20 protein-coding genes and 2 pseudogenes are annotated in these 24,046 nt (G+C 71.2%); 18 read left to right on the forward strand and 4 right to left on the reverse strand.

Annotation, left to right across the window (positions count from 1 at the left end):
- Window positions 1-197 precede the first annotated feature (197 nt).
- Complete coding sequence (locus ACZZ97_RS05465; RefSeq protein ID WP_463472521.1) at window positions 198-1,730, reverse strand: recombinase family protein; 1,533 nt, start codon at window positions 1,728-1,730, stop codon at window positions 198-200.
- Here ACZZ97_RS05465 and ACZZ97_RS05470 point away from each other — a divergent pair.
- Together ACZZ97_RS05470 and holA are read left to right on the forward strand one after the other, a co-directional pair.
- A pseudogene (locus tag ACZZ97_RS05470) lies at window positions 1,721-2,773 on the forward strand (ComEC/Rec2 family competence protein); the annotation flags it as partial. The gene ACZZ97_RS05465 and the pseudogene ACZZ97_RS05470 overlap by 10 nt on opposite strands.
- Window positions 2,774-3,463: 690 nt before the next feature.
- On the forward strand, window positions 3,464-4,498 hold the full coding sequence (holA, locus tag ACZZ97_RS05475) for a DNA polymerase III subunit delta (protein WP_314101473.1): 1,035 nt from the start codon (window positions 3,464-3,466) through the stop codon (window positions 4,496-4,498).
- Between the two features lie 114 nt (window positions 4,499-4,612).
- Here holA and rpsT read toward each other — a convergent pair whose 3' ends face one another.
- Window positions 4,613-4,873, reverse strand: coding sequence for a 30S ribosomal protein S20 (gene rpsT / locus ACZZ97_RS05480; RefSeq protein ID WP_123546174.1), 261 nt, complete (start codon window positions 4,871-4,873; stop codon window positions 4,613-4,615).
- A gap of 309 nt (window positions 4,874-5,182) precedes the next feature.
- On the opposite strand from rpsT, the gene ACZZ97_RS05485 reads away from it, so the two are divergent.
- The 5 genes from ACZZ97_RS05485 (at window position 5,183) to hemW (ending at window position 10,778) form a co-directional block, all read left to right on the forward strand.
- A complete protein-coding gene (locus tag ACZZ97_RS05485; RefSeq protein WP_463472522.1) occupies window positions 5,183-6,328 on the forward strand; it encodes a pyridoxal phosphate-dependent aminotransferase in 1,146 nt (381 codons plus the stop codon).
- A gap of 72 nt (window positions 6,329-6,400) precedes the next feature.
- A complete protein-coding gene (locus tag ACZZ97_RS05490) occupies window positions 6,401-6,745 on the forward strand; it encodes a DUF4190 domain-containing protein (RefSeq protein ID WP_314101463.1) in 345 nt (114 codons plus the stop codon).
- Between the two features lie 194 nt (window positions 6,746-6,939).
- A complete protein-coding gene (lepA, locus tag ACZZ97_RS05495; protein ID WP_314101461.1) occupies window positions 6,940-8,793 on the forward strand; it encodes a translation elongation factor 4 in 1,854 nt (617 codons plus the stop codon).
- A 3-nt stretch (window positions 8,794-8,796) separates the two neighbouring features.
- Window positions 8,797-9,549, forward strand: coding sequence for a DUF1990 family protein (locus ACZZ97_RS05500; RefSeq protein WP_463472523.1), 753 nt, complete (start codon window positions 8,797-8,799; stop codon window positions 9,547-9,549).
- 2 nt (window positions 9,550-9,551) lie between these two features.
- Window positions 9,552-10,778 carry a radical SAM family heme chaperone HemW gene (gene hemW, locus ACZZ97_RS05505; protein ID WP_463472524.1) on the forward strand — a complete coding sequence of 409 codons (1,227 nt, stop codon included), beginning with the start codon at window positions 9,552-9,554 and terminating at the stop codon, window positions 10,776-10,778.
- 96 nt (window positions 10,779-10,874) lie between these two features.
- Here the strand turns inward: hemW and ACZZ97_RS05510 are convergent, their stop codons facing one another.
- A complete protein-coding gene (locus ACZZ97_RS05510; protein ID WP_314101454.1) occupies window positions 10,875-11,354 on the reverse strand; it encodes a DUF4870 domain-containing protein in 480 nt (159 codons plus the stop codon).
- A 254-nt stretch (window positions 11,355-11,608) separates the two neighbouring features.
- Here ACZZ97_RS05510 and hrcA point away from each other — a divergent pair, with 254 nt between their 5' ends.
- The 11 genes and pseudogenes from hrcA to leuA all read left to right on the forward strand — a co-directional run bounded on the left by hrcA (window position 11,609) and on the right by leuA (window position 22,927).
- Window positions 11,609-12,631, forward strand: a complete 1,023-nt coding sequence (gene hrcA / locus ACZZ97_RS05515; RefSeq protein WP_194612314.1) for a heat-inducible transcriptional repressor HrcA — start codon at window positions 11,609-11,611, stop codon at window positions 12,629-12,631.
- A 94-nt stretch (window positions 12,632-12,725) separates the two neighbouring features.
- Entirely contained in the window at window positions 12,726-13,841 is a 1,116-nt protein-coding gene (gene dnaJ / locus ACZZ97_RS05520) for a molecular chaperone DnaJ (protein ID WP_192041832.1), read from the forward strand.
- 2 nt (window positions 13,842-13,843) lie between these two features.
- Window positions 13,844-14,593 (forward strand): 16S rRNA (uracil(1498)-N(3))-methyltransferase, encoded by a 750-nt coding sequence (locus tag ACZZ97_RS05525; protein ID WP_463472525.1) that lies wholly within the window; start codon window positions 13,844-13,846, stop codon window positions 14,591-14,593.
- Between the two features lie 97 nt (window positions 14,594-14,690).
- Complete coding sequence (locus tag ACZZ97_RS05530; RefSeq protein ID WP_314101448.1) at window positions 14,691-15,095, forward strand: HIT domain-containing protein; 405 nt, start codon at window positions 14,691-14,693, stop codon at window positions 15,093-15,095.
- The gene (locus ACZZ97_RS05535) at window positions 15,085-16,215 is read left to right on the forward strand and encodes a PhoH family protein (RefSeq protein WP_463472526.1); all 1,131 of its coding nucleotides are present in this window, start codon (window positions 15,085-15,087) and stop codon (window positions 16,213-16,215) included. The genes ACZZ97_RS05530 and ACZZ97_RS05535 overlap by 11 nt, the downstream gene beginning before the upstream one ends.
- Window positions 16,212-16,673, forward strand: a complete 462-nt coding sequence (ybeY, locus tag ACZZ97_RS05540; protein WP_314101445.1) for an rRNA maturation RNase YbeY — start codon at window positions 16,212-16,214, stop codon at window positions 16,671-16,673. The genes ACZZ97_RS05535 and ybeY overlap by 4 nt, the downstream gene beginning before the upstream one ends.
- Window positions 16,674-16,680: 7 nt before the next feature.
- Window positions 16,681-17,997 carry a hemolysin family protein gene (locus ACZZ97_RS05545; RefSeq protein ID WP_463473764.1) on the forward strand — a complete coding sequence of 439 codons (1,317 nt, stop codon included), beginning with the start codon at window positions 16,681-16,683 and terminating at the stop codon, window positions 17,995-17,997.
- Window positions 17,994-18,932 (forward strand): GTPase Era, encoded by a 939-nt coding sequence (era, locus tag ACZZ97_RS05550; RefSeq protein ID WP_314101442.1) that lies wholly within the window; start codon window positions 17,994-17,996, stop codon window positions 18,930-18,932. Before ACZZ97_RS05545 ends, era begins: the two co-directional genes overlap by 4 nt.
- Window positions 18,933-19,038: 106 nt before the next feature.
- Window positions 19,039-20,310: a sensor histidine kinase gene (locus ACZZ97_RS05555; protein ID WP_133737617.1), complete on the forward strand. Its 1,272-nt coding sequence runs from the start codon at window positions 19,039-19,041 to the stop codon at window positions 20,308-20,310.
- Entirely contained in the window at window positions 20,307-20,978 is a 672-nt protein-coding gene (locus tag ACZZ97_RS05560) for a response regulator (RefSeq protein ID WP_123546146.1), read from the forward strand. The genes ACZZ97_RS05555 and ACZZ97_RS05560 overlap by 4 nt, the downstream gene beginning before the upstream one ends.
- 189 nt (window positions 20,979-21,167) lie before the next feature.
- Window positions 21,168-22,927, forward strand: a pseudogene (gene leuA, locus ACZZ97_RS05565) (2-isopropylmalate synthase).
- Between the two features lie 427 nt (window positions 22,928-23,354).
- Here leuA and ACZZ97_RS05570 read toward each other — a convergent pair.
- Entirely contained in the window at window positions 23,355-24,017 is a 663-nt protein-coding gene (locus ACZZ97_RS05570; RefSeq protein ID WP_314101434.1) for a trimeric intracellular cation channel family protein, read from the reverse strand.
- Window positions 24,018-24,046: the final 29 nt, after the last annotated feature.

Below are 24,046 nucleotides of genomic sequence, written 5' to 3' on the forward strand. Positions count from 1 at the left end.
CGCGGGGTGCACGGCTTGCGAGGAGCGTCAGGCGAGGAAGAACTGCTCGCGTAGCTTCCGATGTGAGTCAGTTACAGAGTTACAAAGTTACGCAGCTACATCTACAGACTGATTTCGTCGGCAAGGCAGAGTCCAAGCGAGCAGAATGCTCATTCAGCAGGATGGCGTGTCGCCATGTGCTGCTATGCGAAGAATGATTAGGACCAGACAACCTCAACTCGATCCCAGTTGATCCCTTTGCGCCCTCGCCACCCCTTGCCGATCGGCTTGACGATGGGCGTCATAACGGCTCGGACTGTGCGTCTCTGTTCGGCGAGGGGCAATGAAGCCCAGCGATCCCGAATACCTCCGTCCGCCACGAGCGAGAGGACGAAAGGATCCATCTGTGTTAATCGTCCAAGTCGCGCTTGGGCGGCTTCAATCTTCGGCCGGACTCGGTTCTCCTGGTCGAGGACAAGGTCAAAACGGAGCCGCTGTGCTGCCTCCGCTCGGACCGAGTCGAGGTATTCCTCATAGCCCGCGATCTCCTGAAGCAGCGCTTCGCGTTCGATCTCGTTGCTGTCACTGCCGGCTTCGGCGCCGGCAAGAAAGTCTGGACGCTCGAGTCTCGCGAAGAGCAGCTCGCACACGGCTTCGTCGAGCAGTTCCTTGCGCATGGTCACGTGGAAGCCTTTTGTTCCGTCGGGCCCAGGACGACCAGGGACGCCAGCACAGACATAGGTCTTGTACGTAGCTCGCGGACGAGGTTCACCGTCCGCCCCGATAAGCCGCTGGCCAGCGTTTTGCCTTCCGACGCGCATCATGCCTCCGCAGACCGAGCAACGGGCGATGCCTGCTAAAAGGTGCTGGGCTGGCCAGTCATTGGTCCGCTTGCGTTCGGGCGGAGACATTAGAACCTGCAACTTCTGCCACGTCTCCAAATTAATGAGCGCCGGCCAAACCGCGTCAGCGACAACCGCCCCCTGATGCTCGCGCTTGCCCGCGTACGCCGCAGTCGACAGCATCTGCTTCACGGCTGGCGGTGTCCACCCATGATTTCTTCGGTGATCCACACGGCTAGGTCGTCGGGGCGGAACTCCCCGCTCGTTAAGGTCTCGAGCAATTGCGTAGAGAGAGTGCCCCTCGAGAATGCGCGCCGCGGCCTCGCGGACAATGTGGGCTTGATCGGGGTGCTCTTCGACGGCGAGCAGCTGTCGCGTCTGTGGGTCGTAGACCCTCAGGTACCCGTAGAGGTTCTTTCCGTGGGGTTTTCCCTGCTCTGCCGAAGCTCGAACACTACGTAGCAGCCGCTCGGAGGTCTTATCGGATTCGTACTCGGCGTCAACCGCATCTTCAAGGAGGCTCCTCCGATCGCGTGCGTTGCTGGGGTCGTAAAGCCGACCGTGAGTCGTGACCCAGATCCGGACTTTCCGCTGCTTGCAGAGGTCCACCAAGTCAACCCACTCCCCAACGCGACGCGATCCGCGGCTGGATTCCCAGATGGCGAGCACGTCCGCCCTGAAAGTGTCCTTCTCGAGATCGGCAATCAACCGTGAGAAGTCTTCGCGGTCCTTCTTCGCGAAGCGACTGGCGCTCCGATCGGTGTCTCGGTACGACGGTTCCGGGTGCATCTCCCAGCCCTGGCGCTCGATGGACTTGATGTTCTCATCGTGCTGCTGGTCAGGGCTTTTGCCTTCGTGCAGTCTGTCTCGTGAAACTCGAAGGTACTCACGAACGGTCAATGGCTCCATACTCACCCCTTTCTCTAACTATATCTGGGTCGAACTGCGCCGTCCTCGTCGCCCTCGTCGTGCTCGTCGGCGGCGCCCTCGGAGTGCCGCGGCTGGCGCGCCTCCTGCTCGCGGCGGTCCTGCTCCTCGCGTTCCTCGCGCTCGTCACCCCCGAGCCGAGCATCGTGCGGGCCTCGGTCATGGCCCTGGTCGTGCTCGGCCACCTCGCGGCGGGTCGGCCCGTGTCGGGGCTGCCCGTCGTCTCGCTCGCGGTCTCCGGGCTGCTCCTCGCCGACCCCTGGCTGGCCCGCGACCTCGGCTTCGCCCTGTCGGTGCTCGCCACGGCGGGACTCGTGGTGCTCGCGGCGCCCCTGTCCGACGCCTTCGCCCGGTTCCTGCCGCGCCCGGTGGCGGCCGTGCTGGCCGTGCCCGTCGCCGCGCAGCTCGCGTGCCAGCCGGTGCTGCTGCTCCTCGACCCCCGGGTGGCCGTGCACGGCGTCGTGGCGAACGTGCTGGCCGAGCCCGCGGCGCCCCTGGCTACCGTGGGCGGCCTCGTCGTGTGCGTCACCGCCTCCTGGGCTCCGGACTTCGCCGAGCTCGTCGCACGCGCCGCGTGGGTGCCGGCCACGTGGATCGGGGCCGTGGCGCGCTCCGTCGCGTCCTGGCCGTTCGCCCGGGCGGAGTGGCCCGACGGGCCCGTGGGCGTCGTGCTCCTGGCGGCCCTGACCGTCCTCGTCGCCGGGGCGGTGCTGGCCCGGCCGGGCGGGCGGCTGCGGCGGGTCGTCGTCGTCCTGCTCACGGGCGCGCTCGTGGTGGGCGCCGGCGTCGTGGCGGGCGTCCGCACGGGTGAGCGCAGCGCCGTCCCTGCCGACTGGGCGATCGCCCAGTGCGACGTCGGGCAGGGCGACGCGGTCCTCGTCCGGAGCGCGGGCCAGGTGGCCCTCGTCGACGTGGGCGACGACGAGGGCGCGCTCGGCGGCTGCCTCCGCCGGTTCGGGGTCGACCGGATCGACCTCCTCGTGCTCACGCACTTCGACACAGACCACGTCGGCGCCGTCGACGTGGTCACGGGACGAGTGGGTCGAGTCCTGGTGGGGCCGACGGCGAGCCCCGACGACGAGCGCGTCGTCGACGACCTGGCCGGCGGCGGCGCGGAGGTCGTCGAGGTCGCGGCCGGCGTGGGCGGAGTCCTCGGCGGGCTCGGCTGGTCGGTGCTCTGGCCGGTCCGGGCGGACGCGGCGGGCAACGACGCGAGCGTCGTCACCCTGTGGCGGCCCCTGCCCGGCTGTCGGACGGGCTGCCTGTCGCTCCTCGACCTCGGCGACCTCGCCGAGGCGCCGCAGCGTCGCCTCCTCTCGTCGTCGGGCGGCGCACTCTCGGGCGTCGACGTCGTGAAGGTGTCCCACCACGGATCCGCCGACCAGCACGCGGGGCTCTACGCGGCCGCCCGGGCCTCCGTCGGGCTCGTCGGCGTCGGTGCCGACAACAGCTACGGGCACCCGCGGCGCGAGGCCCTCGAGATGGTCGAGGAGGCGGGCGCCGAGGTCACGAGGACCGATCTCGACGGCGACGCCGCGGTCGTGGTCGACGACGCGGGCGGCGTGCGGCTCTGGCGCCGGCACGCCGCTGCGGGCCACGAGCCGTCCGCCGACCCGTCGGCCACGGCGGCCGCGGGGGTCCGGGCGCCGACGGCGTCGGGGGAGGCCGTTACGCTGGGATCCGGGCGCCCGAGGCGTCCTCGACCGAGGAGGACCGTGGCCGCGAGAACCACCGGCAAGACGACGAAGAAGGCGAGCGTCGCCGTCGACCAGGTCCCCTGGCACGCGATCCGCCCGGCGCCCGTCGTCCTCGTCAGCGGGCCTGAGCAGTTCCTCGCCGAGCGTGCCGTCCGGCAGCTCCGCGACCAGCTCGTCGCGGAGGACCCGAGCCTCGAGGTCCACGACCTCGAGGCCGACCATTACCAGCCCGGTGAGCTCATCACGCTCGCGAGCCCGTCCCTGTTCGCCGAGCCGCGCCTCCTGCGCGTGGTGTCGGTCGAGAAGTGCACCGACGCGTTCCTCGCCGAGACGCTCCGCTACCTCGAGTCGCCGGCCGACGACACCTACCTCGTGCTGCGGCACGGCGGGGGCGTGCGCGGCAAGAAGCTGCTCGACACGATCCGAGCGGGCGTCGGCGGCGGCGTCGAGGTCGTCTGCGCCGAGCTCAAGAAGGACACGGAGAAGCACGACTTCGCCGCGGGCGAGTTCCGGTCGGCGCGTCGACGCGTGTCGAGCGGCGCACTCCGCGCGCTCGTGACGGCCTTCTCCGACGACCTGGCCGAGCTCGCCAGCGCATGCCAGCAGCTGATCTCCGACGCGGCGGACGAGATCACGGAGGCGACGGTCGAGAAGTACTACGCCGGCAGGGTCGAGACGAACGCCTTCAAGGTCGCGGACGCGGCCATCGCGGGGCGCCAGGGCGAGGCGCTCGTGCTGCTGCGGCACGCCCTGTCGTCGGGTGCCGACCCGGTCCCCGTCGTGGCGGCCTTCGCGATGAAGATCCGCACCATGGCGAAGGTGCAGGGCGTCTACGGCCCGTCCGGCCAGCTCGCGTCGCGTCTCGGCATGGCGCCGTGGCAGGTCGAGCGTGCCCAGCGCGACGTCCGTGGCTGGAGCGAGGACGGCCTGGGCCGGTGCATCGAGCTGCTCGCCGAGACCGATGCCGCGGTCAAGGGCGCCCAGCGCGACGCGATCTACGCGCTCGAGCGGATGGTCACGACCGTGGCGACGCGGGGTGCCGTCGGGCGCTGACCGGCTGCCTGGCTCGCGGGTCCGTCATCCTGACGCCCCGGGGAACGTGAAGGGCCCCGTCTCGGTCGAGACGGGGCCCTTCGCAGCGAGCGCGATGCGCTCAGGGAGTCAGGCTCAGAGAGCGCCGACCTGCTTGGCGATCGACGACTTGCGGTTCGCGGCCTGGTTCTTGTGGATGACGCCCTTGCTGGCGGCCTTGTCGAGCTTCTTCGAGGCGAGGGCCAGCGACGCGGTCGCCTTGTCCTTGTCGCCGGCGACGATGGCCTCGCGCGCGGCGCGGACGGCGGTCTTCAGCTCGCTCTTGACGGCCTTGTTGCGGTCCTGGGCCTTCTTGTTGGTGCCGATGCGCTTGATCTGCGACTTGATGTTCGCCACGTTCGCTACTTCCTGTTTCGTGTGTCGTATGACTGGGCTGTCGGCACCAGGATGCGGCGCCGTGCCCGGGGGACGGTTCTGTGAGGTGGTGCTGCGAGCCGACCGGGAGGAGACGCGCTCTCCCCGGGCTGCCGCCGGTGGTGCCACCGGAGCGGCTCTCGGCTGCGTTCGCGATCCGTCACGTCAGACGTTCCGCGCAAGCCAACAGGCAACGTTACCAGCACGTCGCCCGACTCTCAATGATAGAGCGTCCCCGACGGGCGGTGGTGACCCGGCGGGAGGGCGTGTCGTCCGTAGTACGGTGCCGTCATGCCGTCGCTCGCCCCGCACATCGCGTCCGTCCCCGCCTCCGGGATCCGCCGGGTCTTCGAGCTCGCTGCCGGCCTGGACGACGTCGCGATGCTGGCCATCGGCGAGCCCGACGTGCCCGTGCCGCACCACGTCGGCGACGCGGCCCGCCGCGCCTGGTCGGAGGACCGCACGGGCTACACGCCGAACGGCGGCATCGCGCCCCTCCGCGAGGCCCTCGTGGCCAAGCTGGCGCGCGAGAACGACCTGCGCGTCGACGCGGAACAGGTCTGGGTCACGGTCGGGGCCACCCAGGCGCTCTACCAGGCCATGGGTCTCGTCCTCGCGTCGGGCGACGAGGTGCTCGTGCCCGACCCCGGCTACACGACGTTCTCGATGAACGCCCACATGCTCGACGCCGTCCCCGTGCCGTACGCGCTCTCGCCCGGCGACGGCTTCCTGCCCGACCTCGATCAGCTGGAGGCGGCCGTCACGGACCGCACGCGAGCCGTCGTCGTCAACTCGCCGTCCAACCCCCTCGGGGTCGTCTGGCCGCGTGAGGTGCTGCAGGGGCTGCTCGACCTGGCTGCTCGCCACGACCTCTGGGTGATCAGCGACGAGGTCTACGAGTACTTCACCTACGGGACGCCGCACGTGAGCATCGCCTCCCTCGACACCGACGACCGCGTCTTCACCGCGTTCTCGCTGAGCAAGACGTACGCCATGACCGGCGTTCGCGTCGGCTACCTGGTGACGCCACGCGGTCTCGCGCCGACGATGCGCACGGTCCAGGAGGCGATGATCAGCTGCGTCGCCGAGCCCGACCAGCACGCGGCCCTCGCCGCCGTCACCGGCGACCACGGGCCCGTGTCCGAGGCCCGCGAGCACTACCGCCGGAACCTCGAGCTCGCCACGGCCCTGCTCGCCGAGCGCGGCATCGCCCACCTCGACCCGCAGGGCGCCTTCTACCTCTGGATCGACGTGAGCCACGCGTCGCGGGGCGACGTCGCCGGCTGGGCCGAGCGCTTCCTGCTCGAGCAGCGGGTCGCCGTCGCCCCCGGCAGCGCCTTCGGCCGGTCCGGCGAGGGCTGGATCCGCATCTGCCTGGCCGCGGCTCCCGACGTGATCGAGCGCGGGCTCCGAGCCCTCCCCGCACCCGGCGCCTGACGGGGACGCCCCCGCATCGATCCGGGGGTCTGCCCCTTCAGGCGGGCTGCGCCTCCTTCGTAGGCTCGAGGCATGACGAACACCGCACCGACCACCCCGCCCGTCGCCGCGCACACCGTGGCCCCCGCCGCTCCCGGCGCCCCCGCGGCGACCGGCGGCCTGCACTCGCCGCTGAGCCTCACGAGCCTCGTGCTCGGGATCGCGTCGGTGGCGCTGAGCTTCACCTTCGTCGTGCCGATCGTGGGCGTCGTCCTCGGCGTCCTCGGTCGCCGACGCGAGCCCGAGGGCCGCACGATGGCGCTCATCGGCATCATCTCGTCGGGGGTGATGCTGCTCGGCAGCGTCGTCCTCCTCGTGGTGGGCCTGCTCGCCGCGGTGCCGATCGGCCTGCTCGGCCTGTTCCAGTACCTCAGCTGACGCCTGCTCGTCCGCTGGCGCCTGCCCCGTGTGGCCGCGCCTCGCGTCGGCAACTCCTGACGGGTGCGCCGAGAGCCGCCGGCAGCGCCGTCACGGCGACGGCGCGGCGCATGCAGCAGGAGTTGCCGACACGGTTCCCGAGCGCGACGTGGGAGAATCGAGGCGACAACCGCCCGCCACCCCCTGAGGACCGTGTGAGCCCCCTAGCAACCCGTGCACTCGAGCCGGCGAAGACCGCGCCCGAGCACATCCGCAACTTCTGCATCATCGCGCACATCGACCACGGCAAGTCGACCCTCGCCGATCGCATGCTGGGCATCACCGGCGTCGTCGAAGACCGGGCGATGCGCGCCCAGTACCTCGACCGCATGGACATCGAGCGCGAGCGCGGCATCACGATCAAGAGCCAGGCCGTGCGCATGCCCTGGGAGCGCGACGGCCAGACCTTCGCCCTCAACATGATCGACACGCCCGGCCACGTCGACTTCAGCTACGAGGTCAGCCGGTCGCTCGCCGCGTGCGAGGGCGCCATCCTCCTCGTCGATGCAGCGCAGGGCATCGAGGCCCAGACGCTGGCGAACCTCTACCTGGCGCTCGAGAACGACCTCGAGATCATCCCGGTCCTCAACAAGATCGACCTGCCGGCGGCCGACCCGGAGAAGTACGCGGCCGAGCTCGCGAGCCTCATCGGGGGCGACCCCGCCGACGTCCTGCGCGTCAGCGGCAAGACCGGCGTCGGCGTCACAGAGCTGCTCGACCGCGTCGTCGATCGCATCCCGTCGCCCACCGGCGACTTCGACGCCTCGCCGCGCGCGATGATCTTCGACTCCGTCTACGACAGCTACCGAGGCGTCGTGACGTACATCCGCATGATCGACGGCACCCTGCACCCGCGCGAGAAGGTGCAGATGATGTCGACGAAGTCGACGCACGAGATCCTCGAGATCGGTGTCTCCTCCCCGGAGCCGACGCCGAGCCAGGGCCTCTCGGTCGGCGAGGTCGGCTACCTGATCACGGGTGTGAAGGACGTGCGGCTCTCGAAGGTCGGCGACACCGTCACGACCTCTGCCAAGCCCGCCACGGAGGCGCTGGCCGGCTACGTCGAGCCTCTCCCGATGGTCTACTCGGGCCTGTACCCGATCGACGGCAGCGACTACCCCGACCTGCGCGAGGCCCTCGACAAGCTCAAGCTGTCCGACGCCGCCCTCGTCTACGAGCCCGAGACCAGCGTCGCGCTCGGCTTCGGCTTCCGCTGCGGGTTCCTCGGGCTGCTGCACCTCGAGATCATCACCGAACGTCTCGAGCGCGAGTTCGGCCTCGACCTCATCACGACCGCGCCGAGCGTCGTGTACGAGGTGACCACCGACGACAAGCAGACGGTGACCGTCACCAACCCGAGCGAGTTCCCCGGCGGCAAGATCGCCAGCGTGAGCGAGCCGATGGTCAAGGCGGCGATCCTCGCCCCGAAGGACTACGTCGGCGTCATCATGGAGCTCTGCCAGCAGCGCCGGGGCAACTTGCTCGGCATGGAGTACCTCGGCGAGGACCGCGTCGAGATCCGCTACGCGATGCCCCTCGGCGAGATCGTCTTCGACTTCTTCGACAGCCTCAAGTCGAAGACGGCCGGCTACGCGAGCCTCGACTACGAGCCCATCGGCGACCAGGAGGCCGACCTCGTCAAGGTCGACATCCTGCTCCAGGGCGAGCAGGTCGACGCGTTCAGCGCGATCGTCCACCGCGACAAGGCTTACGCGTACGGGGTCCTCATGACCGGCCGCCTCCGCGAGCTCATCCCGCGACAGCAGTTCGAGGTCCCGATCCAAGCGGCGATCGGCGCCCGGATCATCGCGCGCGAGAGCATCCGGGCCATGCGAAAGGACGTCCTCGCGAAGTGCTACGGCGGCGACATCAGCCGCAAGCGCAAGCTGCTCGAGAAGCAGAAGGAGGGCAAGAAGCGCATGAAGACCATCGGTCGCGTCGAGGTGCCCCAGGAGGCGTTCATCGCCGCCCTGAGCGGCGACACCGAGGCGAAGAAAGAGAAGAAGTAGCCGATGCGCCGGTCCACCCACGCCGAGACCCACACGACCTACGGCGAGGTCGGCGCGACACAGGCGCCCGACCTGATGCAGTACCCGCCGAAGGGCTTCCGCCCCGCCGAGTACCGCACGAGGGTCGGCCACGGCGACGCGCGCTTCGAGGCGGCGTGGATCGCCACGATGACCTGGAAGATCCAGGAGCGCAGCGGCATCGAGGTCCGCGTCGACTCGACGCCGCCGGTCGAGGAAGGCGGCTACCACCCCGTCACCTTCGATGACGACGGGGTCCCCGTCGACCCGGCGCACTGGGAGCAGGGCTGCGACGAGTCCCGCTTCGCTCCGGACGGCACGCCGTTCCTCACCGCCGGCACGACGGCGACCCTGTCGATCTCGGCCTACGGCCGCAGCGTGCAGGCGCCCGTCCGGGTCGTCTACGTCGTCGACGAGCCGAGGCGCAAGGGCTTCGCCTACGGCACCCTCGACGGCCACCCGGAGAGCGGCGAGGAGAGCTGGGTCGTCGACCAGACCGACGACGGCTCCGTCTGGCTCTCGATCCGTTCGTTCTCCCGCCCGAGCACCTGGCGCTGGAAGCTCGTCGAGCCCTTCATGAGACGTCAGCAGGCGATGTACACGCGTCGTTACCTGCGTGCCCTGATCCTCAGCGAGCCCGACGTCCCCGCCGAGGCGGACGTCGACCTCGAGGCCGCCGCCGAGGCCGCTCACGACGACGAGATCCGCGAGCCCGGCTCGCGCCGGTCGGGCGACTGACGGTGCCCGGAGCCCTTCCCCTCGGCGATCCCGCCCCCGTCGACGGCTCGCTGCCGGCCTCGGTCGTCGAGGGGGTCGCCGACCGCAACTTCGGCGTGTACCTGCACGTGCCCTTCTGCCGGGTCCGCTGCGGCTACTGCGACTTCAACACCTACACGGGCGACGAGCTGCGCGGCGCCCGGCGTGACGACTACGCGCAGGAGGCGGTGGACGAGGTGCGCCTCGCCGGTCGCGTCCTCGAGGGCGCCGGGCTGCCTCCCCGTCCGGTCTCGACCGTCTTCTTCGGCGGCGGCACGCCCACGATGCTGCCGCACTCCGACCTCGCCGCGATGCTCTCGTCGGTCGTCGACACCTGGGGGCTGGTCGACGGCGCCGAGGTGACGACGGAGGCGAACCCCGACTCGGTCGACGCCGACTACCTCGAAGCGCTGGCGGCCGCCGGCTTCACGCGCGTCAGCTTCGGGATGCAGTCCGCGGTGCCGAGCGTGCTCGCGACCCTCGAGCGGACGCACGACCCCGAGCGCGTCCCGCTGGTGGTGCAGTGGGCACGCGACGCCGGGCTCGACGTCAGCCTCGACCTCATCTACGGCACCCCCGGCGAGACGCTCGACGACTGGTCCCGGTCGCTCGACGTCGCGCTCGAGCAGCAGCCCGACCACCTGTCGGCCTACTCGCTGATCGTCGAGGACGGCACGAAGCTCGCCCGGCAGATCCGCCGCGGCGAGGTGGCCCAGCCCGACGACGACACCGCGGCCGACATGTACGAGCTCGCCGACGACCGGCTCGCCGCGGCGGGCTACGGCTGGTACGAGGTCAGCAACTGGGCTCGCGACGAGCAGCACCGCTCGCGGCACAACCTGTCGTACTGGCAGGGCCACGACTGGTGGGGAGTCGGCCCGGGCGCGCACAGCCACGTCGGCGGCGTCCGCTGGTGGAACGTGAAGCACCCGGCCGCCTACGGCCAGCGCATGGCCGCGGGGGAGTCCCCGGGGGCCGGCCGCGAGACCCTCGACGCCGAGACGCGCCGGGTCGAGCGGGTGCTGCTCGCGGTCCGGATGCGCGAGGGGCTGCCCACGTCCGACCTCGATCCCGAGGGCCGCGCGGCCGTGGCGGGACTGATCGCGGACGGCTGGGTCGAGGGCCGCGAGGCGCTGGCCGGTCGCGTCGTCCTCACGCGCACGGGGCGGCTCATGGCCGACGCGGTGGTCCGTCGGCTGCTCCCGGTCTGAGGGCCGACGCGACCCGAGTCCACGCCGGACGCGGTCTGGACGACGCGAGGCGCGCCTCCCGGGCGGGAGACGCGCCTCGACGAGCGTGCCGGCGGGCTACGCCTTGATGAACTCGATGCTCAACGGGTACTTGTAGTACTCGCCGCGGTTGGCGGCGAGGGCCGCGATGATCCCGAAGACGATCACGACGATCGCCGCGGCGAGCGTGATCAGCACGCCGATGCCGAGGAACGACGTGGCGCCTCCGATGACGTACGCGATGACCATCGTGATCTGGAAGTTCAGTGCGACGCGGCTGTGCTCGCGGACGAACGGGCCGCGGTCCTTGAGCACGAGGTAGCCGACCAGGGGCGCGACGAAGCTGAGCAGGATGCCGCCCACGTGGATCAGCGTGGCCCAGAGCTTCTCGTCCTCGGGGCGGAGGGGCTGCGGCGCCTGAGGCGCGCCGTAGCCGGGCTGCTGGCCGTAGCCGGGCTGACCGGGCTGCTGGCCGTAGCCGGGCTGGCCCTGACCGGGCTGCTGGCCCCAGCCGGAGCCCTGCGGGTCGTTCGGCTGGGAGGGAGGGGTGTCGGTCATCTGCTCACCTGTTCGTCGTCGTGGGCCCGACCGGGTCGAGGCGAACGGGCGCATCGCGGTGGTCGGTGCTGGCCGCCCGGCCGGACGAGGTGGTCCGGCGGGCGTCACGGCGAGCATAGGGCAGGAGGTGCGGGTCGAGTAGGCCTCGCGGGCCGCGTGACGTAGGATTGGCAGTCTGGCAGGACGAGTGCCAGCGAGCTCGGGTCGTCGTCGTGACGCGCCCCGCCGCCGGCCGTGCGAGAGGGAGGTGCGTCGTGGTCTCGGAACGTGGTCTCGAGGTGCTGCGCGTCATCGTGCACGACTACGTCGCGTCCCGCGAGCCCGTGGGCTCGAAGTCGATCGTCGAGCGTCACCACTTCGGCGTCTCGGCCGCCACGATCCGCAACGACATGGCGCTCCTCGAAGAAGAAGAGCTGATCGCGGCGCCGCACACCTCGTCGGGTCGGGTGCCGACCGACAAGGGCTACCGCCTCTTCGTCAACCACCTCGCCGACCTGCGTCCGCTGAGCAGCGCGCAGCGGCAGGCGATCGAGACGTTCCTCGGGGACTCGGCCGACCTCGACGAGGTCCTCGGCCGCACGGTCCGCCTCCTGTCCCAGCTGACGAACCAGGTGGCGCTGGTCCAGTACCCCTCGTTCTCGCGGGCTCGCGTGCGACACGTCGAGCTGGTCAGCCTGGCCGAGCGGCGCGTCATGACCGTGCTCATCACCGACACGGGCCAGGTCGAGCAGCGGCTCGTCGAGCTGCCCGTCGTCGTCGACGACGAGTTCCTCGCCGAGCTCCGGCGTGCGCTCAACGCGGCGGTGGGCGGCACCGAGCTGAGCGCGGCCGCCGCGCTGCTCGGCGACCTGCACGAGGGCTTCCGCCCGGAGCAGGCCGTCGTGGTCGGCGTCGTCGTCGCCAGCCTGGTCGAGCAGCTCGCCGCCGGGCGTCAGGAACGCCTCGTGATGGCCGGCGCGGCCAACCTCGTGCGCACCGGCGACGACTTCAGCGGCGACCTCTACCCCGTCCTCGAGGCGATCGAGCAGCAGGTGGCCCTGCTGCGTCTCTTCGGCGAGATGCAGCTCGACGCGGTCGACGTCGCCGCGAGCATCGGGCGGGAGAACGCCTCCTTCGGCCTCTCCCAGGCGTCCGTGCTCGCGAGCGGGTACACCTCGACGGGCAGCGAGGTCGCGCGCCTCGGCGTGCTCGGCCCGATGCGCATGGACTACTCGACCAACATGGCCGCCGTGCGTGCGGTGGCCCGCTACCTGTCGTCGCTGCTCTCCGAGCGCTGACGACCCGCACCTCCCCGGCCCTGCGCGACCGCGCCGTGCCCCCTGACCAGCCCCCACGAGACCACCCCCAGACACCAGAGGCAGACGAGAACAAGTGGCAGATCATTACGACGTGCTCGGAGTCGACCGGTCGGCGACGCCCGACGAGATCAAGAAGGCGTACCGCAGGCTCGCGCGCGAGCTGCACCCGGACGTCAACCCCAGCCCCGAGGCCTCCGAGCGCTTCAAGGACGTCACGCACGCCTACGACGTGCTGAGCGACCCGCAGCAGCGCGAGCGCTACGACCTCGGCCCGCAGGCCGGGTTCGGCGGCGGGGGCGGCGGCGCGGCGGGCTTCGGCGACATCTTCGACGCGTTCTTCGGAGGCGGCGGAGGCGGCGGCCAGCGACAGGGCCCGCGGTCGCGTCGCGAGCGCGGCCAGGACGCCCTGCTGCGCCTCGAGGTCGACCTCGAGGAGATCGTCTTCGGCACGACACGCGACATCGAGGTCGACACGGCCGTGCTCTGCGAGACCTGCAACGGGTCGTGCTGCGCGCCCGGCACCTCGCCCCAGACCTGCGACATCTGCCACGGCTCCGGCCAGATCCAGCGGACCGTCCGGTCGCTGCTCGGCAACGTCATGACGTCGAGCCCCTGCGGCACCTGCCGCGGCTACGGCACGGTCATCCCGAACCCGTGCCCCACCTGCCAGGGCCAGGGCCGGGTCCGCGCACGGCGCACCATCCCCATCGACATCCCGGCGGGCGTCGACACGGGCATCCGGCTGCAGCTGCCCAGCCAGGGCGAGGTCGGTCAGGCCGGCGGGCCCAACGGCGACCTCTACCTCGAGGTCAAGGTGCGCCACCACGACATCTACAGCCGCGACGGCGACGACCTGCTCGCGACGCTCGAGGTGCAGATGGCCGACGCCATCCTGGGCACCGAGACGACCCTGCACGCCCTCGACGGCGAGGTCGAGATCGAGCTCAAGGCCGGCACCCAGAGCGCCGACGTCATCACGATCCGTGACCGGGGCATCACGAAGCTCCGGGGCACCGGGCGGGGCGACCTGAAGATCGGCATCCAGGTCGTGACGCCGACCAAGCTCAGCCACAAGGAGCGAGAGCTCATCGAGAAGTTCGCCGCCGGACGCCGCTCGGCGGCGCCAGAGCTCTCCCAGTTCCAGCAGGGCCTGTTCGGCAAGCTCCGCGACCGGTTCCTGCACTTCTGATCGTGGCCCACTTCTACCTGGTCGACGACCTGACGGACGCGTCCGTCGGGAGCGCCGTCGTGGTCGAGGGGCAGGAGGCGCGGCACGCGGTCACGGTCAGCCGGGTCCGTGTCGGCGAGTCGCTCGCGCTCGGCGACGGGCGGGGCACGTCGGTGCGCGGCGAGGTCGTCGAGGCGACGGATTCGCGGCTGACGGTGGTCGCCGCCGAGGTGACGCGGGTCGAGCGACCGGGGACCCGGCTCGTGCTCGTCCAGGCGCTGGCCAAGGGCGACCGCGACGAGCTCGCCGTCCAGGCCGCGACCGAGCTGGGCGTCGACGAGGTCGTGCCGTGGTCCGCCGCCCGCAGCGTCTCGCGCTGGGAGGGCGCCAAGGTGGCCAAGGGCACCGCTCGGTGGCGCTCCATCACGCGGGAGGCGACGAAGCAGGCGATCAGGCCCTGGGCTCCGGTGGTCTCCGAGCTGTCGACGACGAAGCAGGTCGCGGCACGGGCCGCGGACGACACGGCACTCGTCCTCGTGCTCGAGCCGAGCGCCGTGCGGGCCCTGTCCGACGTCGTCGTCCAGGGCGGGGGAGGCGCGCCGTCGTCGGTCCTGGTGGTGGTCGGCCCCGAGGGCGGCATCTCGCCCTCGGAGCTCGAGCTGCTCGAGAGCGCGGGTGCCGTCCCGGTGCGGCTGGGCGACGCCGTGCTGCGCACCTCGACGGCGGGGCCCGCCGCCCTCGCGGTCCTGAGCGTGCGGCTGGGACGCTGGTAGGCGCCGGGCCGTCGTCGGGGGCCCTGTCGCCGTGCCGGCGGTGAGGGCCGGGCCGCCGGTGGGGGCCGTGACGGCGGCCGCGACTACCATGGGACACATGTCCGAGCCAGAGCCAGCACCGACCGAGGCGTCGGTCTTCAGCCGCATCATCTCGCGCGAGATCCCCGCCGACGTGGTCTTCGAGGACGACGCGGTGATCGCCTTCCGCGACATCGCGCCGCAGGCGCCGTTCCACGTGCTCGTCGTGCCCAAGACCTCTCGTCACCGCGACGTCGTCGAGCTCGCGGCCGCCGACCCGGCCCTGCTCGCCCACGTCGTGTCGACGGCCTCGGCGCTCGCCTCCGACCCGGACCTCCTCGGCGACGAGGTCGTGGCGGCCTCGGGCGGCACGGGCGAGTTCCGACTGATCTTCAACACCGGCGCCTCCGCCGGCCAGACCGTGTTCCACGTGCACGCCCATGTGCTCGCAGGCCCCCTCGAGGAAGGCTCCCTTGCCCACTAGCGAGACCCGCTCCACCGACCCTCAGCCCGCAGGCGAGGGCACCACGCGCGTCGATCTCACCGTCGACGGCGTCGCCATGGTCCAGCTGCTCGGTCCCCAGGACCGCCTGCTGCGCACCGTCGAGAAGCAGTACCCCGACGTGCGCGTGCTCGTGCGGGGCAACGAGGTCGCCCTCGAGGGCCCGACCGCGTCCGTCAGCCGCGCCCGGGTGCTCGTCGACGAGCTCGTCGGGCTCGTCCGCGGGGGCCACGACCTGGCGCCGGCCGAGGTCGAGACGTCCGCGAAGCTGCTCGACTCGGGAGCGGCGGCCCCCTCCGACGTCTTCGGCCAGCCCATCGTCTCGAGCCGCGGCAAGGCCGTGCGCGCGAAGACCCTCGGGCAGAAGCAGTACGTCGACGCCATCGACCAGCACACCATCACGTTCGGCATCGGCCCCGCAGGCACGGGCAAGACCTACCTGGCGATGGCGAAGGCCGTCCAGGCCCTGCAGCGCCGCGAGGTGCAGCGCATCATCCTCACGCGCCCCGCGGTCGAGGCGGGGGAGCGGCTCGGCTTCCTGCCCGGCACGCTGACCGACAAGATCGACCCGTACCTGCGCCCGCTCTACGACGCCCTGAACGAGATGACGGACCCGGAGATCGTGCCGAAGCTCCTGGCGGCCGGCACCGTCGAGGTCGCGCCCCTGGCGTACATGCGCGGCCGGACGCTGAACGACGCGTTCGTGGTGCTCGACGAGGCGCAGAACACGACGCCCGAGCAGATGAAGATGTTCCTCACGCGCCTCGGGTTCGGCTCGCGGATGGTCGTCACCGGCGACGTCACGCAGGTCGACCTGCCCACCGGGGCCAGCGGCCTCCAGCTCGTCACCCGGGTCCTCGACGACATCGACGACATCCACTTCGCCCGGCTGACCAGCGACGACGTGGTCCGCCACACCCTCGTCGGGCGGATCGTCGACGCCTACACGACCTACGACGCCGAGCGGCAGGCCCAGCGGGCCGAGCGGCAGGAGGCGGCGAGCACCTCCGCGCCGGCCGGCCCGGTCGGCGACGGCGCGAACCGGGCCGAGCGCCGGTCGTCCGCCAGCCGAGACCGGCTCCCGAAGAGAGGCACCCGATGAGCATCGAGGTCAACAACGAGTCCGGCCTCGAGGTCGACGAGGCGGCGATCCAGCGCCTGGCGACCTTCGCGCTCGACCAGATGCACGTGCACCCCGAGGCCGAGCTCGCGATCGTGTTCGTCGACGAGGCGGCGATGGAGCAGCTGCACGTCCAGTGGATGGACGAGCCGGGTCCCACCGACGTGCTCAGCTTCCCGATGGACGAGCTCCGTCCCGGCACCGAGGACGAGCCCACGCCGGCCGGCCTGCTCGGCGACATCGTGGTCTGCCCGCAGGTCGCGGTCGCCCAGGCGGCCACGGCTGGCCACAGCCCCCTCGACGAGATGCTGCTGCTGACCTGCCACGGCGTGCTGCACCTGCTCGGCTTCGACCACGCCGAGCCCGACGACGAACGCGAGATGTTCGGTCTCCAGCGCGAGATCCTCTCGGCGTTCGCCGGCGCCGACGAGACGCGGTGACGCCGTGATGGTCACCGTGTTCGTCATCGTGGCCGTCGTGCTCGTCGTCCTCGGGGGGCTGCTCGCGGCGGTCGACGCCGCGCTCGGCGTGCTGAGCCGGGGCGACCTGCTCGAGGAAGCAGAGTCGTCGCCCCGCAGCAGCTCCTCGCTCACCGCGGTCGCCGCCGACGTCGGAGCCCACGTCAACGCGGTCAACTTCACGCGGGTGGTCGCCGAGACGTCCGCTGCGGTCCTGGTCTCTCTCTCGTTCGCGTTCACTGTCGAGCACTGGTGGCTCGCACTGCTGTTGTCGGCGTTGATCATGACCCTCGTGTCGTTCGTGCTCGTCGGCTCGAGCCCGCGCAGCGTGGGCCGGGCGCACGCCCGAGGCCTCGTCGTCGCGAGCGCGGGCCTCGTCCGGGGCCTCCGTGTCGTGCTCGGACCGCTCGCCGACGCCCTCGTCGCGATCGGCAACAGGGTCACGCCGGGCCGGCCCCGCAGTGCGTCGTTCTCGTCGGAGGAGCAACTCCTCAGCATGGTCGACGAGGCCACCGAGCTCGACGTCCTCGAAGAAGACGACCGTGAGCTGATCCACTCGATCTTCGAGTTCAGCGACACGGTGGTCCGCGAGGTCATGGTGCCCCGCACCGACATGGTCACCATCGAGTCGACGGCTTCCGTCCGCTCGGCGATGAGCCTCTTCCTGGGACGCGGTGTCTCGAGGGTGCCCGTGGTCGGCCGCGACAGCGACGACGTGGTCGGCGTCGTCTACCTCCGCGACCTCGCACGGCGCCTGCACGAGCACGCCGGCGCCGACGACGCCGCGGTGGCCGACCTCGCACGCCCCGCGGTCTTCGTGCCCGAGTCGAAGAAGGCCGACGACGCGCTGCGACAGATGCAGCTCGACAAGAACCACCTCGCGATGGTCGTCGACGAGTACGGCGGCATCGCCGGCCTCGTCACCCTCGAGGACCTCATCGAAGAGCTCGTCGGCGACATCAGCGACGAGTACGACCGCACCGTCGCCGAGCACCGTGAGATCTCTCCGGGGGTCTACCGCGTCAGTGCACGGCTGGCCGTCGACGAGCTCGGCGACCTCTTCGGTATCGAGCTGGACGACGACGACGTCGACTCCGTCGGCGGCCTCCTCACGAAGCAGCTCGGGCGCTTGCCCGAGAAGGGCTCGACCGTCACCGTCTCCGGTCTCGTCCTCACGGCCGACCGCACGGAGGGGCGACGTCGCGACCTGCAGACGGTCCTCGTCCAGCGCGACCCCGCCCTGGTCTCCGCCCAGGCGGCCTTCACCGACCCCGACTCGATCCCCTCCCCGAGAGAAGCACCATGACGACCACCGGCGACGACTCCGTCCTGCCTCCCGTGCCGACCGCAGGCCCCGACCACCGTGCGGGCTTCGTCTCGTTCGTGGGGCGGCCGAACGTCGGCAAGTCGACCCTGACGAACGCGCTCGTCGGCGAGAAGGTGGCCATCACCTCCTCGAAGCCCCAGACGACCCGGCGGGCCATCCGCGGGATCGTGCACCACCCCGCGGGTCAGCTCGTGCTCGTGGACACGCCCGGCATGCACCGGCCCCGTACCCTGCTCGGCGAGCGCCTCAACGACGTGGTGCAGACGACTCTGGGCGACGTCGACGTGATCGGGCTCTGCATCCCGGCCGACGAGAAGATCGGTCCGGGCGACAAGTTCATCAACGAGCAGCTCGACGCGTTCCCGCGCGCCAAGAAGGTCGCCATCGTCACGAAGACGGACACGACCTCGCGGCCGGCCGTGGCGGAGCAGCTGCTCGCGGTGAGCCGGCTGCGCGACTGGGAGGCGATCATCCCGCTCTCCGCCCTCGGCGACGTGCAGCTCGACGTCCTCGCCGACGAGCTCATCAAGCTCATGCCGCTGTCGCCCGCGCTCTACCCGGCGGACGCCGTCACCGAGGAGGTCCTCGAGGACAGGGTCTCCGAGTACATCCGGGAGGCGGCGCTCGAGGGCGTGCAGGACGAACTGCCGCACTCCCTCGCGGTCACCATCGACGACATGGTCCAGCGCGACGACAAGGACATCCTCGAGATCTACGCGAACCTCTTCGTCGAGCGCGACAGCCAGAAGGCCATCGTGATCGGCAAGGGCGGCGCGAGGCTGCGCGAGGTCGGCGCGCGGGCACGGGCGCAGATCGAGCCGCTCGTCGGCCACCAGGTGTTCCTGTCGATCCGGGTCAAGGTCGCGAAGGACTGGCAGCGCGACCCGAAGCTGCTCGGCCGCCTGGGCTTCTGACCCCAGGGGCGCGTCTGTCCCTCCACAGGATGATCCGGGTCGGCCGGTGGTCGTCGGGACGTCCGCGGCTGACCCGCAGGGCCCCTCCGCGCCCTACGCTCGTCGGATGAGCTTCCGCCGCCTCGCGCCCTACCAGGTCGTCGTCGACGTCTCGGCGGCCCTCCTGCTCGGGTTCGTCTCGCTGCTGTTCCTCGAGGGCGACCTCGCGGGCGGCCTGGTCGTGCTCGGAATGGTCGTCGCCGCGGCGATCCGGCGCCTGTCCCCGTCGCTGGCGTTGACGATCGCCTGGGCCGTCGCCCTCGGCGAGATGGTCTCGCTGTCGACGCCGGGCGTCAGCAACCTCGCCATCTGCGCCGTGCTGTACTCGGTCGCCGCCTACGGCAGCGAACGAGCCAAGTGGGCTGGTCTCGGGTCGGTGGCCCTCGGCGCGATCTCGGGCACCTTCTACGTCTCGTTCGTGCAGACGTCGCTGTTCGGCATCGACTACAACGTCTACGGCGTCACCGACGTGGTCCGCATCTTCCTGCAGCTCGGCATCACGTTCCTCGGCTTCCTCGGTCTCCTCGGGCTGCCGTGGGCAGCGGGTCTGCTGACCCGGGCGAGGTCGACCGCGCGGGTGAGCCGCGAGGCGCAGCTCACGGCCGAGCGCGAGACGGCACGGGCCGAGGGCGACGCCGCCCGGGCCGAGCGCGAGGCGGCGCGGGCCGAGCGCGACATCGCCGTCGAGCAGGAGCGCAACCGGATCGCCCGGGACATGCACGACGTCGTCGCCCACTCGCTCGCCGTCGTGATCGCCCAGGCCGACGGCGCCCGCTACGCCGCGAGGGTCGATCCCACGAGCGTCGACGAGGCGCTCCAGACCATCGCGGGGACTGCCCGCGAGGCTCTCGGGGACGTCCGTGTGCTGCTGGGGCAGCTGCGGCACAGCCAGGGCGAGGCACCGCAGCCCGCGCTGGGCGACCTCGACCGCCTCCTCGACCAGATGCGAGGCTCTGGTCTGCAGATCGACCACCGCGTGCACGGGGAGCCCCAGCAGCTCGGCACCAACCGACAGCTCGCCGTGTTCCGCATCGCCCAGGAGTCGCTGACCAACGCGCTCCGGCACGGGGCGCGGGACGCTCCGGTCGAGCTGCTGTTCGACTGGCGCTACGACGCCCTCCACCTGGTGGTGTCCAACGTCGTGCGGCCGGTCACCGAGCCCGTCGACACGCGGGCGACGGGCGAGGTGCGCCGCGGCGGCCACGGTCTCGACGGCATGCGCGAGCGCGCCACGCTGGCCGGCGGGTCGCTCACGACCCAGGACGCCGACGGCCGGTTCGTCGTCCACGCCATCGTGCCGACGCTGGCGCTCACCCAAGAAGTAGGGATGATCCGATGACCACCACGATCCGTGTCGCCCTGGTCGACGACCAGGCGCTCTTCCGGGCCGGCATCAAGATGCTCGTCGGCTCTCAGCCCGACCTCGAGTTCGTCGGCGAGGCCAGCGACGGCGAGGAGGGGGTGGCGATGGTCGCCGAGGCGCGTCCTGACGTCGTCCTGATGGACATCCGGATGCCCGTGATGGACGGGATCGCCGCGACGAGCGCCGTCCTGGCCCAGGCCGAGGCGGCCGCCCGCCGCCCGCCGCGCATCATCGTGCTCACGACCTTCGACCTGGACGAGGCGGCGACCCGCGCGATCCGGGGAGGCGCGAGCGGCTTCGTCCTGAAGGACGCGGACCCCGAGTTCCTGCTCGCGGCGATCCGCACCGTCCACGCGGGCACCGCCGTGATCGCGGCCTCGGCCACGCGGGAGCTCTTCGAGCACTTCGACGGCCGCTCCTCCCGGGCGGCGTCGATCCCGCCCGCCTTCGGCACCCTGACCAGTCGCGAGCGGGACATCTTCGACCTCGCAGCCAGGGGGCTCAGCAACTCGGAGATCGCCGGGCGCGAGTTCCTCAGCGAGGCCACGGTCAAGACGCACATCAGCCGGGTGCTGTCGAAGCTGTCGCTGCGCGACCGCGTCCAGCTCGTCGTCTACGCGTACGAGCACGGGATCACCGAGTAGCGGCGGCCGACGGGGCTCGTCCGTCACGGACCGGGCTCGGGTGCTAGATTCGCCTCGTGCTGTTCGGTCTGCTCCTCCTTAGCTGCCGCGACGAGTCCTGACCCAGGCCTCCCTCGTCGCGGAGTTCGTCGTCGGCCGACACCATCCACGCGCTGAGGCCCCGTCGTCGGGGCAGAGAAGACCTGAGTCATGAAGAACGCACAGATCCCGTCGGGGATGCCGATCCACAAGTACCGCCCGTTCCACGAGCAGATCGCCGTCGACCTGCCCGACCGGACGTGGCCCTCGCGTCGCATCACCGAGGCCCCGCGCTGGTGCGCCGTCGACCTCCGCGACGGCAACCAGGCGCTCATCGACCCGATGAGCCCCGAGCGCAAGCGCATCATGTTCGACCTGCTCGTCGGCATGGGCTACAGGAGATCGAGGTCGGCTTCCCCAGCGCCTCGCAGACCGACTTCGACTTCGTCCGCAGCCTGATCGAGACGGGTGCGATCCCGGACGACGTGACGATCCAGGTGCTGACCCAGGCGCGCGAGCACCTGATCGCCCGCACGTACGAGGCCATCGCCGGTGCCAAGCAGGCGATCGTGCACCTCTACAACTCGACGAGCGTCCTGCAGCGGGACGTCGTCTTCCGCACCGACCGGCAAGGGATCGTCGACATCGCCCTCGAGGGCGTCCGGCTCTGCCGTGCGGCCGAGGCGACCATCCCCGAGACGGCCGTGTTCTACGAGTACTCGCCCGAGAGCTACACCGGCACAGAGCTCGACTTCGCCCTCGACATCTGCAACCAGGTCATCGAGGCCTTCGACGCGACGCCCGAGCGCCCCGTCATCGTCAACCTGCCGGCCACCGTCGAGATGGCGACCCCGAACGTGTACGCCGACTCGATCGAGTGGATGCACCGCAACCTCGCCCGCCGAGACAGCGTCGTCCTGTCGCTCCACCCGCACAACGACCGCGGCACGGGCATCGCCGCCGCTGAGCTGGGCTACCTGGCCGGTGCCGACCGCATCGAGGGCTGCCTCTTCGGCAACGGCGAGCGCACCGGGAACGTCGACCTCGTCGCGCTCGGGATCAACCTCTTCACGCAGGGCATCGACCCCCAGATCGACTTCAGCGACCTCGACAAGGTGAAGCGCACCGCCGAGCACTGCAACCAGCTGCCGGTTCCGGAGCGCAGCCCGTGGGCGGGCGACCTGGTCTACACGGCCTTCAGCGGCTCCCACCAGGACGCCATCAAGAAGGGCTTCGAGGCGATGGCCGCCGAGGCCGAGGCGACGGGGACGAGCGTCGACGACCTCGTCTGGGCGGTGCCGTACCTGCCGGTCGACCCGAAGGACCTGGGCCGGAGCTACGAGGCTGTCATCCGGGTCAACTCGCAGTCGGGCAAGGGCGGCGTCGCCTACCTGCTCAAGGCCGACCACGCGATCGACCTGCCGCGCAAGCTGCAGATCGAGTTCAGCGGGGTCGTCCAGGCGCGCACCGACGCCGAGGGCGGCGAGATGTCGAGCGCTCACATCTGGACGATCTTCCAGGACGAGTACCTGCCCGCTCCGATCGACGACGACAAGTGGGGCCGGTTCGAGCTGACGCGCACGGGGACGTCCAGCGACATGGGCGGCGTGACGTCGCTCGACGTCGACCTGCGCGTGGGCGACACGGTCGAGTCGACCTCCGGTCGGGGCAAGGGCCCGATCGACGCCTTCATCCAGGTCCTCGCCGACCACGGGGTGCGCGTCGAGCTCTACGACTACGTCGAGCACACCCTCAGCGCGGGCGGCGACGCCCAGGCCGCGGCCTACGTCGAGCTCGACGTCGACGGGACGCGCCTCTGGGGCGTGGGCATCGACGCCGACATCTCGACGGCGTCGCTCAAGGCCATCGTCTCCGCGGTGAACCGTGCCGTCCGCAGGACGACGACGGTGCGCGAGCTCGCCACCGCCTAGCCGCCGCGCGACTGCGGCAGCGGCCGCGGCAGCGGCAGCGGGCCGCCGCTCGGCCCGGCTGCAGCAGGCCGCAGGCTCCCTCGGCAGGCCGCCGATCGTGTCGGCAACTCCTGCAGCGTGCGCGGACGCGCGTGCGGATGACGCTGGCGCGCGGCAGTGCCGCCGCACCGGTCAGGAGTTGCCGACACGGGTCCCCACTGCCCGTCCGACCAGTCCCGCGGGTCCACGTAGCGCCGCCACGACCCGGTCCGGGCAGGCGTGCTCGACCTCCTGTCGGCAACTCCTGATGCACGACCGGCCGGGCCGGCGGTCGTCCTCGGCGCACGACAGCGCCGGCGCACCCGTCAGGAGTTGCCGACACGGAGCGCGCCGGTGCGGCGGCCAGCGTCGGCGCCGGCGCCGGCGCCGCAGCGCATGCCGGTCGGCGTCAGCGCGGTCGACGCCAGCGCGGCAGCCGGCTCAGGGCGCGCTGCTCGGGCAGGGTCCAGCCGAACCGCACGGCCAACAGCCGGATCACCAGGGTGACGGACGTCCCGATGATCGCGGAGAGCGCCACCGGCGCCCCGACCGAGACGAGCACGACGAGCACGACGGTCCCGGCGGCCGCGGCCACGGCGTAGAGCGACCCGACGTGCATCATCGCGATGGTCAGGTTCATCAACAGGTCTCGCAGCACCGAGCCCCCGACCGCGGAGATCACCCCCACGAACACGGCAGGGATCTCGGGCAGCCCGAGCGCCAGCGCCTTCGTCGAGCCGATCGCGCCGAACAGGCCGATGGTGAGGGCGTCCAGGGCGGTGATCAGCCCCGCGAGCCGGTGGAACAGGCGCTGCAGCGCCATCCCGACGAGGGCGGCGGCCACGGCCACGAGCAGGTACCAGTTGCTCGACATGGCGCGCGGCACCTGCCCGAGCAGCACGTCGCGCAGGATGCCGCCGCCGAGCCCGGTGGCGATGCCGATGATCGCGATCCCGAGCAGGTCGAGGCGTCTGTCCTTGAACTCGGAGGCGAACATGGCGCCCTGCAGGCTGCCGACCCCGACGGCGAGGAGGTCGGCCCACAGGGGGATGGCGAAGGCCGTGGCGTGCATCCTGCACTTGTACCACGCGTGGGATCATG

The organism is Frigoribacterium sp. AC512 (assembly GCF_979258295.1).

Coding starts and splice junctions, on each gene's coding strand:
- ACZZ97_RS05465 (WP_463472521.1), bottom strand. CDS start 1,730: ATGGAGCCATTGACCGTTCGTGAGTACCTTCGAGTTTCACGAGACAGA.
- ACZZ97_RS05485 (WP_463472522.1), top strand. CDS start 5,183: ATGCCGTCGCTCGCCCCGCACATCGCGTCCGTCCCCGCCTCCGGGATC.
- ACZZ97_RS05490 (WP_314101463.1), top strand. CDS start 6,401: ATGACGAACACCGCACCGACCACCCCGCCCGTCGCCGCGCACACCGTG.
- ACZZ97_RS05500 (WP_463472523.1), top strand. CDS start 8,797: ATGCGCCGGTCCACCCACGCCGAGACCCACACGACCTACGGCGAGGTC.
- ACZZ97_RS05510 (WP_314101454.1), bottom strand. CDS start 11,354: ATGACCGACACCCCTCCCTCCCAGCCGAACGACCCGCAGGGCTCCGGC.
- ACZZ97_RS05530 (WP_314101448.1), top strand. CDS start 14,691: ATGTCCGAGCCAGAGCCAGCACCGACCGAGGCGTCGGTCTTCAGCCGC.
- ybeY (WP_314101445.1), top strand. CDS start 16,212: ATGAGCATCGAGGTCAACAACGAGTCCGGCCTCGAGGTCGACGAGGCG.
- ACZZ97_RS05545 (WP_463473764.1), top strand. CDS start 16,681: ATGGTCACCGTGTTCGTCATCGTGGCCGTCGTGCTCGTCGTCCTCGGG.
- era (WP_314101442.1), top strand. CDS start 17,994: ATGACGACCACCGGCGACGACTCCGTCCTGCCTCCCGTGCCGACCGCA.
- ACZZ97_RS05555 (WP_133737617.1), top strand. CDS start 19,039: ATGAGCTTCCGCCGCCTCGCGCCCTACCAGGTCGTCGTCGACGTCTCG.
- ACZZ97_RS05560 (WP_123546146.1), top strand. CDS start 20,307: ATGACCACCACGATCCGTGTCGCCCTGGTCGACGACCAGGCGCTCTTC.
- ACZZ97_RS05570 (WP_314101434.1), bottom strand. CDS start 24,017: ATGCACGCCACGGCCTTCGCCATCCCCCTGTGGGCCGACCTCCTCGCC.